This window comes from Saprospiraceae bacterium (genome assembly GCA_016715965.1).
Lineage (GTDB): Bacteria > Bacteroidota > Bacteroidia > Chitinophagales > Saprospiraceae > Vicinibacter.
On sequence record JADJXG010000001.1, the window covers coordinates 1452087 to 1470518 of the forward strand.

An 18432-nucleotide genomic window follows, 5' to 3' on the forward strand; every position below is an offset into this window, starting at 1 on the left:
TATTTGGAATGACAAAAATTATAAACATTTATCACATCGCCATTTCAATTTTTATGGCCATTGTGATTCTAAGCCAATGCAAATTTGAGATAAAGGAAAATCAACCCAATGTCTTAGGAACACAGAATCCATTTTATGGCATGTTTGAGGTGCCTACGGATTTAAAACTTCCCCTCATCCAGAATGTACCTAATTTCAGAAATCAGGACAGCCTAGTGCTCTATTTACAAAACAACGCAGATGAATTTTCATGGAGGACTTTTGTTGCGATTTGCTGGCCTTCCAATGAAAATGGGAAGCCAGATACCAATTCCAGTTTTGCCCTTGAATCAAATCATGTTGTATTTGAGTATTGGATGCCCGGAGCAAAAGTCTATCCAAAGGATGGTAGAATACCTCAGAGTTGGGAGGAGCACATTGGATCAAGGGGGAATAACATTGTTGCTTATGTTGCCTCTGAGTTAAGAACAATCGCAAAATTGAATACTTTTGAGAATAAGGAGGCAGACCATCATTTACTGACAGATCAAAATCATAACCATACCCTTTATCAAGTTTTTTACAACAGGGAGGCATTCGAATATGTGGTTCGGGCTAAATTGTACAACTTAGATGGACAGAAAGAATTTGTTAAAAATTGGCCCTCGGCCACAAGAGGATTAAAGGTAATTGAAAATGGAAAGGAGATTGGAATAGAAGAGAGATACAAGAGAGCTTATTTCTCTATTGGAAATTCAGTAGACTCTTCTTTTAAATTGTTGGGTGGAGATTATTACTTTTTGAAAAACCCCAACTCGTCTATCATTAAATCTGCATGGAGAATCATGACTCCAAATGACGACAAAAGAAGGTATTTTATTCGAAAAGTTTTTAATGACTCAAATACAATCATTGAGATCGGACTTGTTGGTATTCATATTGCACAGAAAGTATCTGAGGCTACCCAATGGGTGTGGAGTAGTTTTGAGCACATCGACAATGCACCATTATTAGGTCCCGATGGAAAGCCTATGGTGGTTGATTCAATGAAATACAGCTATTATAACAAAGAAAATTTGGATACTTCAACATATAACCAAGCCTTCACGATAAAAATGCACCAGGATGTTCAAAAGAAAACACCAAATCAGGTAGTCAGAATCAATCCGATCGCTGCAAGTACACAAGAGATCACCCAAAAATACTGGGAAAAAATAAGAGCTGTCAATCCAAATTCTCCCTGGCAATATTACCAGTTGGTGGGGACTCAGTGGCCCTTTGATCCTACTTTATTTACCTCCGGTGATCGCTATACTCCAACACTCATGGCCAATACTGTATTGGAGACTTTTGATCAAAAGACTTCCAGCTGTATGGGTTGTCACAGCCAGGCCAGATTTATGACATCAGATACCTCAACAAATGGCTATGGTTACAACGCTGATTTCATCTGGGGTCTCACCAATGTAAAATAGAAAAGACCAAATCACAAAACTTACACTTAGAGATCTAATGACTTTTGCCGATCAGGTAGTACATCTCTATATCACCCAATCCTTTGGCTGGTAACTTACCCCTTGATTCGCAAATGAAGGATGTATTTACCAATTCATAAGTGGTAGAAGAAAGGTTGACCCTTCCGGCTTGAGAGTTTTGTTCCATTCTGGCAGCTACGTTTACGGCGTTTCCCCATATATCAAACTGAAATTTCTTGATACCAACAATTCCCGCAACAACAGAACCCGTATTGATTCCAACTCTTATTTCAAAGCCTTTCTGACCATTTTTATTTCTTTCTTCAGCTCGGTTTTTGGTAAATTCCACCATTTTCATTGCCGCATTAACCACATCTGTTGCTGTTGCTTTGTTGTTATCTGGCAGCCCTCCAACGGCAAGATAAGCATCACCCACTGTTTTTATTTTTTCCAATCCATATTCGACAATGATCTCGTCAAATTTTTTAAAACAGGTATCCAATTCTAATACCAATTCCTCAGGTTCCATCCACTCTGAAATTTCAGTAAAATCTTTTATGTCTAAAAATAGTATAGTGACTTTATCATATTTCTTGGCCTTAAAACTACCCTTTTCTTTAAGCTCAATGGCAATTTCTTCAGGCAATATATTTAACAACAACTCTTCTGACTTATTTTTTTCAATGGTCAATTCTTCGTTTTTTTGCTGAAGCTGAGAAGTTCTCTCGATCACCTTATCCTCCATTCCTTCATAGAGTGCAACATTTTCCATTGAGATGGCAAGTTGTGATACAATCGTTTTGAAAAACTCTACTCTTTTCTTGTCAAAAGCATTTTCAGTAAGGTTATTTTCAAGATAAATGGCTCCTAAGATATTTTTATTGAAAATTATGGGCAGACACAAGACAGAAATGGGCTGTGTAGCGTTCACGTATGGATCCTGGTAATATGGTTTTTCATTGCTCAAATTAGGACTAACAAATTCATTTTTGGAATGAGAGACATACATAATAACAGATTGAGGAACCTGCAAGGTCAATTGATGAATATTGGGATCCAAAATATTGATTTCTTCTTGTACGGCTTTAACGTAAGGAATAAATTGTCCATGTTTATCCTTGTACAAAACAACTACTTTGCTGCAGCTTGCATTGGTCATTACAAGTTCCACCATTTTAAAGAGAAGTCTGTCCAGATTATTTTCAGAGGAGAGAATTTGATTGGATTTGATGATGGTGTTTAAATCAAAAATATTTTGAAAACTGGCAATGGAATTTTCAAATCCGGAATCTGCAGGGTTGCCTAAAATGGCTTTGTACTCATCCAGCATTTGAAGACATTTGTTTCTGGCACCCCAATTGTTATAACATTGGTAAGCTGCATTGATCATCATTTCACCATATTCGATTTCTCCACTGGCAATAAGATGATTTCCAAATAATTCTCTGCAAATAGCCTCTTCACCTATGAAACCTGAATTTTTAGACAGCTGAATGGCTTCTAAGAAGAAGCTAAATGCATCTTTGTTTCGCCCTTCAAATTTTGCCATCAATGCCTCCAGGAGACGCAATTTATTTTTGTAGTTTTGAGGAGCATCGGAAGAATGAGAATGAAGAATTTTCAACTTTTTACGAATGTTTTTTATTGCTTTCGTTCTCAAAGAAGCTTCTTTGTTGGAAAGATTCATCATTTCAACGATACCGGAGTAGAATAAGTAGGATGAGTAGTTTATTTGTCGCGATGTGGACTCGTCCTCATAAGTAGATGCAAATTCAAGAAATTCTTCAGCAATATCATATCGGTTAAAGATACATGCGATCACCAATTTATTGTGAAATAAGCCAAATGTACTTGCTTTGTCACCTAAATTTGCCAATTCCTGAATGGCATGTTTTTCATCAAAACCCTCGCTATTGAATACCCATGGTTCATCAAAGGGTTGAGTAAGATTGATAACCAGTTGCCTCTGATACTCAGCAATGATATAAACCAGGTTTTGTTTTAAGTTTTTAATCAGCAGACAATCATTTGATTGATCGGTTAATAATTGGGAGAGGTGATCGCCTATGTAAAAGCGAATTTCATTGTGAAAGGCCAAAGCGAAAGAAGCATAAAGCAAATCACCTGTTTGCCTTCCGAGCAGATAAGCTTCCTTGAGTGGCGCTTTGCTGGCCACGATTGGGTTTTTCCAATACGAAAGAAAGCCATAATATATCACCATCACCCTTGCCTTGATCAACAGTGCATCCGGTCTTTCTGTCATTTGCAAAGCGGTTTTTGCCAAATCATGTCCTTTTGCCAAATCACCCATAAAAACGGTAATGGCGAATCCATGGGCTGCCAGTGCATAAGGTAAGTAGGGTGAATTACCATATTTGAGAGAAAGTGAAACCTGCTTGAAGTTTATGATAGGAAGGATGTCCGGAGCACTTCCGAAAATAGCAACTTGAGCCATTCCGGTCAATTTGATAAATGCCAATGGCTTTTCTTCCTTCATTTCAGGCAAGTGTATCAATTCATCTACTTGCTTTCCAATGAAAAACCATTTGACATAAATAAATTCTTTGAGGATTTCTAGCTTACTGGGGTTTCTCCGTACCCGATAACCAATTTCTTTTAAGACATCCAGTAAATATTCTATGGCTGAAGGAAATTGATGGGTTTCACAAAAATGCAATAGTTTTATTTCATGTGCGAGAATGCGATCCATTGGATCTTTTGAATTGTTCAGGGATTCATCCAAGAACTGATGTGCTTGCTTGTACTTGCCGATCTTCATTCCGGATTCTGCGGCAGCGTGATGTACCGATAAACAGAATTCATAGTTAGTTCTCCAATCGGACTTACTAATCAAACTGGTGGAATGAAGAAAAAAATTGAACGCCAAATCAAAGTCAGTTGCTTTTTTGGCAATTTGTCCCGATTGGAAATTCAACTTTGCAACATTGATTTTCTCAGCAGATTGTAAAAGACTTTTGCATTGATTGTACTGATTGGTCAACTGGAAAAGCATGGTATCTGAGGTATTTTCTCCCAGATTATTTTTCCATTTTGAGGCAATTTTGTAATGAATTAATTCCTTTTTCTTTGGTTCCAGCAATTCGAGTGCATTTTGAAAAATAGACTCATGTTCAAAATGATATTCATCTATGGAATAGTCATTTAGTAAATTGTTTTCAACCAGTATTTTTAAAATTCGGTTAATTTCAAAAGGATCTACTTCCGAAAATTCAATTAAATCTCGCTTTTTGAAATGATATCCAAGACAGGATGCTATTCCAAGAATTCTCATGCACTCAATGGGCAATTTTTTTACCTGTTCGTTGAGATAGGCAATTACATTTTCAGCCCATTCTGCATCTTTAATGGATTCTGTTTGAACAGACCACTTTTGCGTTTTGCTATTGAAGCTAAGATACTTTTTATGAAATAGACTGTCCAGATAGTTTTGTAAATAGAATGGATTTCCGTGTGTTTTGCGATAGGACATTTCCACCAACGAAGGAAGATCTTCCAATTCAAAAGAATCTGAAAGAAAATCTTTGATTTCTTCAGGAATCAAATTTTTTAATTCAATCAGTCTGGGATCTACCTGATCCTTCAAGAGTCGTGTTATATTTTCTTTGAACTGGGTTTCATTTTTTAATTCACCGTTCCAGAAGGCTCCCAACAGCATTAGATGAGGAATACCTTTTCCATTCAATAAAATTTCTAAATTTTTCCAGGATGCATTATCAGTCCATTGCATGTCATCAATAAAAAGGACGACCGGATGATCTTCGGCAGCAATGGTTGAAATTATATTGTGAAATAGAAAATTAAGCCTGCTTTCTGATTGAGTGATACTCAGTGCAGGAAGAGGATCTTGATCACCAATGATCCATGAATATTCAGGTACCAATTCAATCAACAATTGACCAATATCCTGTACAGAATCTTGAATGATGGATTTCCATTCAGACATCGATTCATCTGATTGTGACAAAATATAGCTTGCTAAATTCTTTAAGATGTCGACGACAATCTGATTGGGAATCGGAATTCGGTGTTGGCTTAATTTGCTGCTCAGGAATAAACCAGACTCTTGTATGACGAACTTCGAAAACTCGTTCGCAAGTCTAGATTTACCTATTCCGTTGGGTCCTGTGAGAAATGTAACAGCATCTTCCTGTTGACCTGAACGAATTTTTGTAAAAATATTAGTCAGTTCTTGCCATTCTTTTTTGCGACCATAAAATCCCGTAGAAATGCTTAAGTAGGTAGGAACGTCCAATTCTCCCGGAGTAAAATCGATGCCGGATTGTGAAGATTGATGGAATTCATAGGATTGATTTAAATCATGCATCAATCCTTTTGCACTCTGGTATCTCCTATCCGGATTTTTTAACAACAATTTCTCGATGATGAGTTGAAGAACTTTGGGCGTTTCTGATCGAATTTGTACAAGTGGAGTTGCGTTTTTAACGAGATGATCATGCACCATGTCAGGAGCATTTTCACTGGTAAAAGGAAGTCTCCCAGACCACATTTCATACAAAATGATCCCAATGGAGTAAAGATCAGTTCTTTCATCAACTTTTTTGTTCAGATGTCCTGTTTGTTCAGGCGCGATGTATGCCAATTCTGATCCCCATTCTGCAAAATGAATGGACTTGACTTCTTTTGTATAACTGGCAAGACTGAAATCAATGATGCAGGTATTCAAATCATTTGGATGGATTAGAACATTATGGTTATTTAATCTTAAGTGAATAATTCCTTTTTCATGGATGGAAATCAAAGTTTCAATCAAATTTTTGGCAATTGCATAAAAGGATTCAAAATCCAGTGTTTTTGTTTTTATAAACTCTGACAGGGAACAACCTTCCACAAATTCATAGACAAATGCATCCTTGTTTAGATAAACCGTTTCTTTAATGGCTTTTCTGACATTGGAAAGATCTAATTTTTTACATATTTCAAACTCATTGACCAATTCAGACTTGGATTGTCTGGCAGAATTGCAGGTTTTCACCAAATAAGAATGTGGATCATTGTGCTCTTTCTGGATGAATAATTTAGATCGAACACTCTCATTTAATAATTGGTACATATATTAAATTATACGATTGAGGCTTCGGAATTTAGCTGGAACATGCAAATATAATAAATGATTACCTATATTTTGAATGATTTCAAAAACCGTTCATGGAAATGTATGGTTGATTTTTAAGGTATTTATCAATTAAGATTTACGTATTTAATCGTGATTTCGGTCCTGCAATGAAAGATTTTGATGGAATATGATTTAGTATCTATGTAATCTTACTATTTTTGCTTATTATACTGAAAAATGAACTATACAGGAATTTTGGGGCTATTGTTGACGATTCAACTGGTTTATTCATCTTCAAATTTGATTTTGGCACAGCATACCTGTCTTTTTGATAGCGCACATGCCCAACTTATTTTAAAGAACCCTGCTTATCGCAATCAAGTAGAGCAATTAAATCAACAAATTTATTTGCGAACAAAGGAAGGGATAAATGCAAGATCTTCCGGACAAGTTATGTATGTTTTGCCTGTAGTGATCCACCTGGTCATTCCACCTGGAACAAGCATTGGTACTGGCAACAATCTCACAGATCAACAAGTGGAACAAGGAATGCAATTTCTCAACCAGGCTTTCTCCAATTCTGGCCCTTTTGCTGCCGCTAAGGGTGTTGATGTTGGTATTCAATTTTGTCTTGCCAAAAGGGATCCGTTGGGCAGACCTACCAGTGGTATCACGCGTACGGAGAGTATGCTTACGAATGATCCAATGTGTTCACCCGGTACGAATTCATCCTCTGATAATTTGATTAAGCAATTGGTTTCATGGGATTGCAGGAAGTATATAAATATTTGGTTGGTCACCGATCTTTTTAATGGAACGTTTGGTTGCGGATTAGCAGGTTATGCCTATTTTCCCGGTGCACCTTGTTCTGTTGATGGGATCGTACAAGAAGCACGATATTGGAATACCGTTGGCGGTACTGTGGTCACTGCCCATGAGATGGGTCATTACCTGGGACTTCACCACACTTTTAATGGAGGATGTAATAACCAGGATTGTCTCCTGGATGGAGATCGGGTGTGTGATACTCCTCCGGACAATTCTGCTTCTTTTGCAGCATGCAATACCAATTCGTGCAATACAGACAACCCTGATTTACAAGATGACAACGACAATTTTATGGACTATTCCAATTGCAGACCCGCACATTTCACATCAGGTCAAGCATCGAGAATGATTTCTGCATTGGAAATTTCAAGAAATGGTTTGATTGGCTCTGACGGTTGTTTGTTGGTAGGAGAATACGATGCCGTCATACATGAGTTTAATATTTCTGGTGATTATTGTCTGGATACAGTTTGCCCTTCTCTGATTTTTGGAAACGCCGGTTTGAGAAATATCAGCAGCTTACGAATTTATTATTCTGTAAATGGATCGCCAGAATTGAATTTAAGCTGGAATGGCCTTGTTGCACCGGGACAGAAAGACAGCATTTCTCTTCAATGTTTCTATTTACCCTATGGTACACATTCCATCAAAATTAGAATCGAACTTCCAAATCCTTCCGATGATTTATATTCAGACAACAATGAGAAAGTTTTGAGTTTTTCAAATTTTCCAAAACCGGAAATAAGTCTTCTTGCTACAACACCAACAAACTGCAGGAGCGACGGAACCATCACTGTCGAAACGAGAAATGGTAGTTCACCCTACTCCTATCGTATTTCCAATAGAATCTTTGCCCAGAATGATCCCTATTTTCAATTGTTAACTGCAGGTGGATATACCATTACAGTAACTGACTTGAATGGATGTACCGATACCATTAGTGTGTTTGTTCCGGATAGCTGTAAATCTACCACCAATAAAAATTTTATTCTTAACAATGATGCAGTGAGTACCGGGGGAGATTGTTACAGACTTACCCAAGCTTTGAACAATCAGGCAGGCTCAATGTGGTATGAGGACAAAGTAGATTTTACAAATAGCTTTGATGTCTTTTTTGATTTCAATTTGGGTTGCATTGACCGGAATGGTGCGGATGGGATGGCTTTTGTTTTACAACCCATTTCCACTTCCATTGGAATATTTGGAGGTGGAATCGGTTACCAGGGGATAGTCCCAAGTCTTGCCGTTGAATTTGATACCTGGGACAACAATGAATTTAATGATCCTTTTTACGACCACCTGGCCATCATGAGAAATGGCACTGTAGGACACAATACACCAGACAATCTTGCAGGACCAGTTGGCATTTTTCCTACTTTGGCCAATGCAGAAGATTGTATGTGGCATAAAGGTCTAATCCGATGGAATGCAATCAGTAAAACCCTGGAAGTATATGTGGATTGTAACCGTAGATTGAGCTTAAGAATTGATCTGGTTCAGGATATTTTTCGCAATGACCCCAATGTATTTTTTGGATTTACTTCTGCTACAGGTGGTGCAGTAAATGTGCATCAAGTCTGTCTCAATTACATCACAGGCATCAACAACATTGCAGATCAGGTAATTTGTGCAGGAGAATCCATTCAGTTGTCTGCCCCTTCTGTTTTTAATACCTACCTATGGTCTCCGACGAATGGAGTCTCTGATCCATCCTCCAGAAATCCCATTTTTACACCGGACAGTACTACCACTTATTTTTTGAGGATGAATGACCAATGTGGCTTGATCTATCTCGATACTGTTACTATCGAAGTAAAACAGGCTGACCTTAAAGTCAAAGCAAGTTTGCAGGATTCATGTAGCTCATTGGATGAAATTATACTCGAAGTACTCAATCCGGAAGATTTTCCCGGTGCGGAATATTCTTTAAACGGTCAGGAATTTGGTCCTGAATACCAGTTTAGGGTTAGGTCACTTTCCAGTGTCACTGTTTATGCCAAAATAGGAAACTGCATCATACCCCGCATTTTGGATTTAAGGGATCAAAGAATTCCACTAAGAGATAGCATTATATTTACCCAATCACTTACCTGCAAAGATTCTGGAATTATTGTGATTCAAGGCATTGGTGGGCTGCCTCCCTATGAATTTAGTTTGGACAGAACAAACTGGAATACTGATGGTCATTTTGAAAAATTAAGCCCTGGCCTTGTTCGTGTTTACACCAGAGACGCATTGGGATGTGAAGTATTTAGGGATGTGGAAATAGTAAATTTTGGAAGGAAAATAAATCTAAAGGTAGATTCTTCAAAATTGTCGGTCAATTGTTGTGATCGAACAAACTATATTTCTGTTTCTGCATCCGGAACCTTCCCGTTTTATTATTATAGTTTAAATGGGCAACGTTGGGTCCATGAACCGCTATTTTCTAATCTTGAACCTGGAACTCATTTTATAGTGGTCCGGGATGAGTTTGGTTGCACTTCAGACAGTCTCCATTTTATCGTAGAAGATTTTCAGCAAAAGGATAGCACGGCACAATTTGTTGAGATTTGTGCAAGAGACAGTTTTCCATTTAATGCCAATGTATATTTTGAATCAGGTGTTTATAAAGATGTGTTTCAGAATATTCATTGTTGTGATAGTGTAGTCCATACTTTTCTGAATGTTTTACCGGAGATTGTTGTACCAAATCCGGTAAGTCTGTGTAGCGGAGCTTCTTATCAGATTCATGGAAAAGAGTATTCTGTGGAGGGTTACTATTGGGATACCTTAAAAAGCTCATTGGCCTGTGATAGTATCGTGGTCACCCATCTTCAATTGTTGGCTGCCGATTCCATTTTGCAAAATATTGCACTTTGTGAAGGAGAATATTTTGAGGTAGGTACGAATCGGTACGAACAACTAGGTGTTTACCGGGATACCCTTCAGACCATCATGGGTTGTGACAGTGTATTGATCACTGAGATTGAGATAAATCCAGTGGATAGAATGAATCAAAATTATCTTATTTGTGAAGATGATGTCATACAAATTGGAAATAAAGTGTATCATTTGCCCGGAACTTATATTGATACCATTTCTAACCGATTTGGTTGCGATAGCATCATACAGACCCATTTAAAAAAGGACAGCATCCATTTTAATCCACTGCTTTTTCCACCCAAGTGTTATGGCATCAATGATGGTGTCATTGTAATTCAGGTACTAAATGGATTGGAACCGTTTGAATATTCCATTGATCCAAACCAAAATTGGGTCAACAATGTGCGGTTTGATCAACTTTCTCCGGGTTCTTACCGCATTCAGGTTAGAGATTCTCTCGGTTGTATAAAATCATTGTCTGCCATCTTGCCAGAACCATTTATTCCTTTGGTCTCTATTGCTCCGGAAATCCAAATTTCTTTGGGTGATATGGTAAAACTAGAACCCACTGTCAATTTTGTTCCAAGCTTGATAGAGTGGAGTCCTGCTGAAGGATTGAGTTGTACGGATTGTTTGGAACCCTATGCAAGTCCTTTACGCGATATGCTGTACAAATTAAAACTCTTGGATGAGAATGGATGCGAAATATTTCTCGAGATTGCATTGAAGCTGGACTTGGATGGACAAATCTATGTGCCCAATGTTTTTAGTCCGAATGGAGATCTGGTCAATGACAGAATAACGGTTTTCGGAACGGAAGCCTTTAAGGAAATCGAAAATTTTAGGATCTATTCCAGATGGGGCGAATTGATGTTTGAAAACAGCTTCTTTCCTCCCAACGATCTTAATTCGGGATGGGATGGACAAATGAATGGCAAACCAGTCAATCCCGGTGTTTTTATATATTTTGTAAAGGCAAAAAGATTGGATGGAACAATCATTGAATTAAAGGGTGATCTCAGTCTGATCAGGTAAATGAATGGATATAATTATTTACTTTTTGAGTTCGGTTAAAACTATGTTAAATTGAAATAGGTACAAAACTGATTGAAAAGTGTCTGCGTTAAATGGAGCATTAAGTTAGAAAAAAATACACTATTATGAAGAATATTTTTTCAAATTTATTGGCTGGATTGATCGGAGGATTATTGGTCGCAGCCACGGCCTATTTTTATCTTCCTGAATATTTGACCATGCATGAAAATCCGAATGAAAAGGCGATGCATGTCAACAATGAATCTTTCGTAAATAGATTGCCTTCCCCGAATACCGGACCGGATTTCACCTTGGCTGCCAGTAAGGCATTGGAGGTGGTGGTTCAGATAAATGCCCAGGAAAGCGAACAAAAAGTGAGACAGAAGGAACAAAGGTATTTTGGAAACGATCCTTTTTTTAATCACCCGATGTTCAGAGATTTTTTCGGTTATGGTTTTCAGCCTCAAAAAGGCAGCGGTAGCGGGGTAATTATTTCCAATGACGGATACATCGTTACCAATAATCATGTGGTGGAATTTGCGGATGACATAGAAGTTATTTTAAAGAGCGGTAAAAAATTCAAAGCGAGTAAAATTGGGACTGATCCAAGAACAGACCTTGCCGTACTTAAAATAGAGGAGAATGGACTTCCAGTACTTCCCATGGCCAATTCTGATTTGTTGAAAGTCGGAGAGTGGGTTTTGGCGGTTGGAAATCCATTTGGATATCTGACCTCGACCGTTACAGCCGGTATCGTTTCTGCCAAGGGAAGAGATCTAAATATAATCGATGATAACCGGGATTATTCCCCTTATTATGGAAATCCAGCAAACCCTTCCCAAAAAGGCATTGAAGAATTTATTCAGACTGACGCAGCCATCAATCCGGGCAATAGCGGAGGTGCTTTGGTGGATGGCATGGGAAGATTGGTAGGTATTAACTCTGCGATTGCCACGAAAACTGGCTATTTTAATGGGTATTCATTTGCCATTCCAGTCAACCTGATGAACAAGATTGTGAAGGAGCTGATCGCCAATGGAAATTTCGAAAGGGGCAGACTTGGTGTGGTGGTTTCTGAGATTGATGAAAATTATTTAAAAGAATTAAACCTTTCTTCGAAAGATGGTGTTGTGATAGAAGAACTTGAGGATAATAGCTCTGCAAAATACGCCGGATTGCGTCCCAAGGATGTGATTATAGGTGTTAACGGAAAGTCGGTGAAAAATTATGATGACCTCATAAAGGAGGTTGGCCTGACCAAAGTTGGTGAGACCATTCAAGTGAAGATTATCCGAGATGGAAGCTCCAAAGAGATTCCAGTTAAGATTCGGAAAGGTTTGTAAACCAAGGTTTTTGTAGCTTTCTATAAAGTTGGTTTTTCGTTTTGTTTGAAGATCCTTCCCGAAAGGGAAGGATTTTTTTTTGTTGGAATTTATGAGAATTAAATCACTCCTGGATTTTGTGAAGTACAATTGCAACGCCTTCTTAGATTTGGTTTATCCAAGTTTGTGCCTTTATTGTGGTCTTAAGAATGACTCCGAATCAGATATCTTTTGTCTTAATTGCCGGAGCAAAACCACTCCCACCGATTTACATTTACGTCAACCCAACGAATTCACCCGCCATTTTGATGGGAGAATTGAAATTGCAGCTGGTTCAGCCTTGTATTATTACAGCAGAGAGGGTATTATTGCCACCCTTATAGAGTTAATCAAGTACAAAGACAGAAAGGATTTGGCCCTACAGCTGGGGAGTTATTATGGGAAAATGCTCAGAGAATCTGTATTTTTTCATGAGGCTGAGCTCATTATTCCTGTTCCACTTCATGAATCGAGATTGAGGGTCAGAGGCTTTAACCAAAGTGAGGAATTTGCCAGGGGGCTAGCTGGATCAATGAATCTTCGATATTCCCGGGATCACTTAATACGGACTGGTTTTACAGAGACACAAACAACGAAGGATAGACAAGAAAGAATACAAAACATACAGGGTGTCTTTCAACTTCAAAACCCAAAGGAACTAAGCAATAGACATGTATTGTTGGTAGATGATGTTCTGACCACCGGAGCAACCCTGGAGTCTTGTGCGATGGAAATCTATAAAGCCAATCCCGCTTCAATCAGGATGGCAACCATGGCCATGGGATTTTAAAGCGTTCAGCAAGCCTTTCGGATCAGATAATAACCCAACAAACTTGCCAGCACTGAAGCGATCAGAATGCCTAGCTTCGCGGTATTCACCAAATCATCAGAATTAAATGCCAGACCACTGATAAACAATGACATGGTAAATCCTATGGACGCCAAAAAGCCAATCCCCGGCAAATGGGCCAATTTCATACCTTCCGGAAGCGATGCTAGTTTTAATCGAATGACCAGCCAGGAAATAAATGCGACCCCGACCACCTTACCCAAGAGCAATCCCAGCATCACCCCCAAAGTCACAGGATGGGTTAAAATTGAAGAAATCTCCAAATCAATGGAAATTCCAGCATTGCTAAATGCAAATATGGGCATTACGATAAATGCAACAAATGGGTGCATTCCGTTCTCAAGTCTTTGCAAGGGAGTGAGGGCTTTAAGTGAAAGATCTTTAATTTCTTCTAATATTTGAAATTGATTGTCACTGACGGTGGGTAGATTGTTGGGTTTTTCTGAGTCAAATCTTGCGATTAATTTAGAAAGATGGAGGCTGAAATTATTTTCATCCAACTTTACAGAAGCTGGAATGGTGAATGCGGCAAGTACTGCAGCGATGGTAGCATGCACACCAGAAAGGAGAAATGCCACCCAGAGACCTCCTATTCCAATGATGCCATAATAAAGTGTGTTCCTGACACCCAGTAAGTTGGAAGCAACCAATATCATTAAAAAACCCGTTGCAAATACCAAACTTTCGGTATTGATATTGGAAGTATAAAAAAATGCGATGACCAAAACTGCACCCAGATCATCAGCAATTGCTAATGCAGTAATAAAAATTTTAACAGCCGCAGGGACCCTGTTACCAAGGAGATACAAGACCCCTAAGGCAAAAGCAATGTCCGTAGCCATAGGAATTCCCCAACCATTGGATTCCTCTCCGGTCGGATTGAAGAGCAAGTAGATGCATGCTGGAAAGATCATTCCACCTACAGCTGCTATCAGTGGCAGAATTGCATCTTTTGGTTTGCTCAAAGCTCCAGCGACGATTTCTCTTTTGAGCTCTAGGCCAACGACAAAGAAAAATACAGCCATCAGACCGTCATTGATCCAGTGATGTAAATCTTTGTCAATGACAAATTGATCAAAACCAATGACAAAGCGATGCTTCCAAAATGAATGGTATCCATCCGCCCAGGCTGAGTTGGCCAATACCATTGCAATCAATGCCGATCCAAAAAGAACGATCCCGGAGGTGGTGCTGTTTTGAATAAATTCGTTCAATGGTTTTATAAGCCATTTATCAACGGGAGTCAGGATTTCGCCCTCGAAAAAAGTTTGTTTCTTTTTGTGCGACATTGAAATAAATTGAACTAAATAAAATCAAACAGAACTCAATCACCCAGGTTTAAATGCAAATCAATTTCATCCAGCCCAACCCTCTCGATCCAGACTTCTGAAATGGATGGCCTCTGCCAAATGTTCTACTTTAATTTCTTCACTTGCATCTAAATCTGCAATTGTTCTTGACAGCTTGAGAATCCGATCGTAAGCTCGCGCTGATAATTGCAACCTCTGCATGGCAGTTTTGAGCAGTTGTAATCCGGCCGGGCCAATCTGGCAGATCTCGTCCACCATCTTAGCGGTCATCATTGCATTCGAATGCACACCTGAATAATTTTTATAGCGGATCTCTTGAATTTTTCTGGCCCTTATTACCCTTTCCCTGATTATTTGAGAACTTTCTGTGCTTTTGGGACTGTCCATTAATTCGGTACTGGAGACCGGAGTTACTTCAACATGGATGTCAATGCGATCCAACAAGGGTCCGCTGATTCTTGACAAATACTTTTTCACAACTCCGGGGCCGCAGACACAATCTTTGTCCGGATGATTGTAAAATCCACAAGGACATGGATTCATTGAAGCAATCAACATAAAACTCGCGGGATAATCCAGACTTAGTTTGGCACGACTGATGGTAACTTTCCGTTCCTCCATGGGTTGGCGCAAAACCTCCAATACGGTTCTTTTAAATTCTGGCAATTCATCCAGAAAGAGTACCCCATTGTGTGAAAGGGAAATTTCGCCCGGAGATGGGTGGCTGCCACCACCAACAAGAGCAACATCGCTAATGGTATGGTGTGGAGCACGGAAAGGGCGTATTGAAACGAGCCCGGATCTGCCGGGCAATATTCCTGCTACGGAATGAATTTTAGTAGTTTCAAGGGCTTCATGAATCGTCAGAGGTGGCAATATGGAAGGCATTCTCTGAGCGAGCATGGTCTTTCCGGCACCCGGAGGCCCAATGAGTATCACATTGTGACCACCAGCAGCTGCAATTTCCAGGGATCTTTTGATGTTTTGCTGACCTTTTACATCTGAGAAGTCTTTTGCAAATTGATCGTTTTGGAGTGAAAATTCTTCCCGTGTATCAAATACTGTGGGCGATATTTTTCTTTTGCCTTGAATATATTCAACGGCTTCATGAAGATTGTTGATGCCAATAATATCCAATTGATTGACTATGGCTGCTTCTTTTGCGTTTTGTTCCGGAAGTAAAATCGCTTTAAATTTTTCCTTTCTGGCTTGAATTGCGATGGGAAGTGCCCCTTTGACAGGTCTTATTCCACCATCAAGAGACAATTCCCCCAGAATTAAGAAATCTTTCAAATTTTCTCCGTTAATCTGTCCGGTTGCTGCAAGAATGGCCAATGCTATGGGTAAATCATAGGCAGAACCCTCCTTTCTCAAATCAGCCGGAGCCAGATTAATAATCAATTTGACTCTTGGAAACTGGAAACCCGAGTTCTTAAAGGCTGCTTCGATTCGTTGGTATCCTTCGCGGACGGCGTTGTCAGGCAGGCCGACTAAAAAGTAATTGTTTTTGCCAGCCACAACGATACCTCCTGCATTGACCTCAACTGTAATGGTGCGCGCATCGACGCCATGCACCGCGGCGGAAAATGATTTATAGAGCATTGTATAATGTTACAGACAAAAATACATTGCTTTGGCCTGATCGGTGAGAAAAGGCAAAATAAATTTTGAATTAATTTTTATTAATATATTTAAAGTTCAGAGTACTATTTTGTAATTTTATCCCTCAAACAAATTATTCTTAACCAACTAAATTAAATTTTATGTCAACAAAAACAATGATCGCAGGTCTTTTGGGCGGAGTGGCCAGTTTTTTAATAGGCTGGATTTTGTATGGTTTCGTTTTCAAATCGACTATGGCAGGAATGGAGGGTATGGCAGGTGTGACTAAACCGGATGAAGAAATGATTATGTGGGCTCTTGTGGTCGGTAATCTTTCCCTGGGGATGATGTATGCCTATATTTTTGGAACCTGGACCAACATCAGCACTTTCATGGGTGGACTTAGAGCCGGAGCCATTATTTCCTTTTTCATGGGCTTGGGTTGGGACATGGTAGGATACGCAACTTCAAACGCCTTTACTTTAAATGGAGCCTTGATGGACGTGGCCATCTGTGTAGTAATGGGTGGAATAGTCGGGGGTGTCGTTGCGTGGTGGCTAGGTAGAAACTAAAGAACTAAAATTAATTGCTCGAATAGTGTCCGGGATAGATTCCCCGGGCACTATTTTTATTTTGGTCTCAACGACTACCAATATCTCGATATTTGGATTGCGGGTTTTCGGTCAGATGCAGGCAATACGTCCGGTGCCCAACCCATGTAATAAATTCCCAGGCACTCTTCCGTATCCCTCAATCCCAACAACGGTCCCATGGCTTTGATTGCGACAGGTGTACTCCAATATGAGCCGATGCCCAAAGCAGTACAGCTCAGCCAAATATTTTGGACAGACATCGCCAAAGCGCTGGTTTCCTCCCAGGAGGGTATGAGATCGGCTGGACTTCTTTCAATGCAGATGGCCAAGATATAAGCGCTTTGCAATGGTTTTTCACCAGCTTTGCGCCACTTGAGCTCAGAGAACTGATCCGGTGGAGTGTTATTTTTATAATAATCTGAAAGGAAAGCAGACAAAACCACCAGCTTCTCTTCCTTAATTCTAACGAATCTCCAGGGTTGGGTTTTTTTATGGGTAGGAGCCCATATTGCATTCTCAATTATTTGATCAATCAATCTTTCCGGTATCAAACCAGGTTTGTATTGATTGGGAAATACCGACCTGCGGGTACGGATAATTTCTGAAAGCAACTCAAACTTTACATTCATTTTTAAACTGGTTTAAAAAATATTTTAACTTTGCTTAAATTTTATCATGCAACTTACCAACACCGAAGAAAATTACCTGAAGGCTATCTACAAAATTTCTGAACGAACGAGCGACCAAAATAGTTCCACCAATGCGATTGCTTCAGAAATAGGTACCACTGCGGCTTCAGTGAGCGACATGCTTCGTAAGCTGGCTGACAAGGGTTTGGTTCATTATGAAAAATATTACGGGGCCAGTCTGACCAAGGAAGGTTTGAAAAATGCCCTTCAGCTAATCCGCAAACACAGAATCTGGGAGGTCTTTCTTCACGATGCACTTCATTTTAGTTGGGATGAAATTCATGAAATGGCTGAAGAGTTGGAGCATGTCCGCTCCGAGGAGTTGATCAATCGCCTGGAAGTTTTTTTGGGTCATCCTAAATTTGATCCGCATGGTGATCCCATTCCCAGTCAAAGCGGAAGTTTTACCTACAGACCTCAGGTGCCTTTGTCCAATATTAAATCCAAGGATATTACAGTTTCCATTCTCGGTGTAAAAAATTCAGATCAGGAATTTTTAAAATTTTTGGATAGTTTGGACATCAAGCCGGGAGTTGTCCTCAGAGTCATCGACTACACGCATTTTAACAAATCAATTACGCTCATCAACGAAAACCACAAGACAATGACACTTGGATTTGAAATCACCAAAGACATCTTGGTTAAAGAAAGTGGATCATGAAGATAAAGTGGATCATAATATTTCTGTCCTTTGGTATGATTTCTTTTGGCCAGTCTGACAAACCGAGGGTTCTGGCAACTTGCTCAATA

10 protein-coding genes are annotated in these 18432 nt (G+C 39.3%); 6 read left to right on the forward strand and 4 right to left on the reverse strand.

What is annotated here, in order from left to right; translation table 11 throughout:
• Window positions 1–8 precede the first annotated feature (8 nt).
• On the forward strand, window positions 9–1454 hold the full coding sequence (locus tag IPM48_05395) for a hypothetical protein (GenBank protein ID MBK9271009.1): 1446 nt from the start codon (window positions 9–11) through the stop codon (window positions 1452–1454).
• A gap of 34 nt (window positions 1455–1488) precedes the next feature.
• On the opposite strand, the gene IPM48_05400 is transcribed toward IPM48_05395, so the two are convergent.
• Window positions 1489–6546, reverse strand: coding sequence for an AAA family ATPase (locus tag IPM48_05400; protein ID MBK9271010.1), 5058 nt, complete (start codon window positions 6544–6546; stop codon window positions 1489–1491).
• Between the two features lie 240 nt (window positions 6547–6786).
• Between IPM48_05400 and IPM48_05405 the strand changes: the two genes are divergently transcribed.
• The 3 genes from IPM48_05405 to IPM48_05415 all read left to right on the forward strand — a co-directional run bounded on the left by IPM48_05405 (window position 6787) and on the right by IPM48_05415 (window position 13428).
• Entirely contained in the window at window positions 6787–11277 is a 4491-nt protein-coding gene (locus IPM48_05405; GenBank protein ID MBK9271011.1) for a gliding motility-associated C-terminal domain-containing protein, read from the forward strand.
• 125 nt (window positions 11278–11402) lie between these two features.
• A complete protein-coding gene (locus tag IPM48_05410) occupies window positions 11403–12620 on the forward strand; it encodes a trypsin-like peptidase domain-containing protein (protein MBK9271012.1) in 1218 nt (405 codons plus the stop codon).
• A 91-nt stretch (window positions 12621–12711) separates the two neighbouring features.
• Window positions 12712–13428, forward strand: coding sequence for a ComF family protein (locus tag IPM48_05415; protein ID MBK9271013.1), 717 nt, complete (start codon window positions 12712–12714; stop codon window positions 13426–13428).
• A gap of 5 nt (window positions 13429–13433) precedes the next feature.
• On the opposite strand, the gene nhaA is transcribed toward IPM48_05415, so the two are convergent.
• On the reverse strand, window positions 13434–14777 hold the full coding sequence (gene nhaA, locus IPM48_05420; GenBank protein MBK9271014.1) for a Na+/H+ antiporter NhaA: 1344 nt from the start codon (window positions 14775–14777) through the stop codon (window positions 13434–13436).
• 66 nt (window positions 14778–14843) lie between these two features.
• Window positions 14844–16400 carry a YifB family Mg chelatase-like AAA ATPase gene (locus IPM48_05425; protein ID MBK9271015.1) on the reverse strand — a complete coding sequence of 519 codons (1557 nt, stop codon included), beginning with the start codon at window positions 16398–16400 and terminating at the stop codon, window positions 14844–14846.
• A gap of 161 nt (window positions 16401–16561) precedes the next feature.
• Here IPM48_05425 and IPM48_05430 point away from each other — a divergent pair, with 161 nt between their 5' ends.
• The gene (locus tag IPM48_05430; GenBank protein ID MBK9271016.1) at window positions 16562–16972 is read left to right on the forward strand and encodes a hypothetical protein; all 411 of its coding nucleotides are present in this window, start codon (window positions 16562–16564) and stop codon (window positions 16970–16972) included.
• A 74-nt stretch (window positions 16973–17046) separates the two neighbouring features.
• On the opposite strand, the gene IPM48_05435 is transcribed toward IPM48_05430, so the two are convergent.
• A complete protein-coding gene (locus tag IPM48_05435; protein MBK9271017.1) occupies window positions 17047–17622 on the reverse strand; it encodes a nitroreductase in 576 nt (191 codons plus the stop codon).
• 46 nt (window positions 17623–17668) lie between these two features.
• On the opposite strand from IPM48_05435, the gene IPM48_05440 reads away from it, so the two are divergent.
• Entirely contained in the window at window positions 17669–18343 is a 675-nt protein-coding gene (locus IPM48_05440) for a metal-dependent transcriptional regulator (protein ID MBK9271018.1), read from the forward strand.
• Window positions 18344–18432 lie beyond the last annotated feature (89 nt).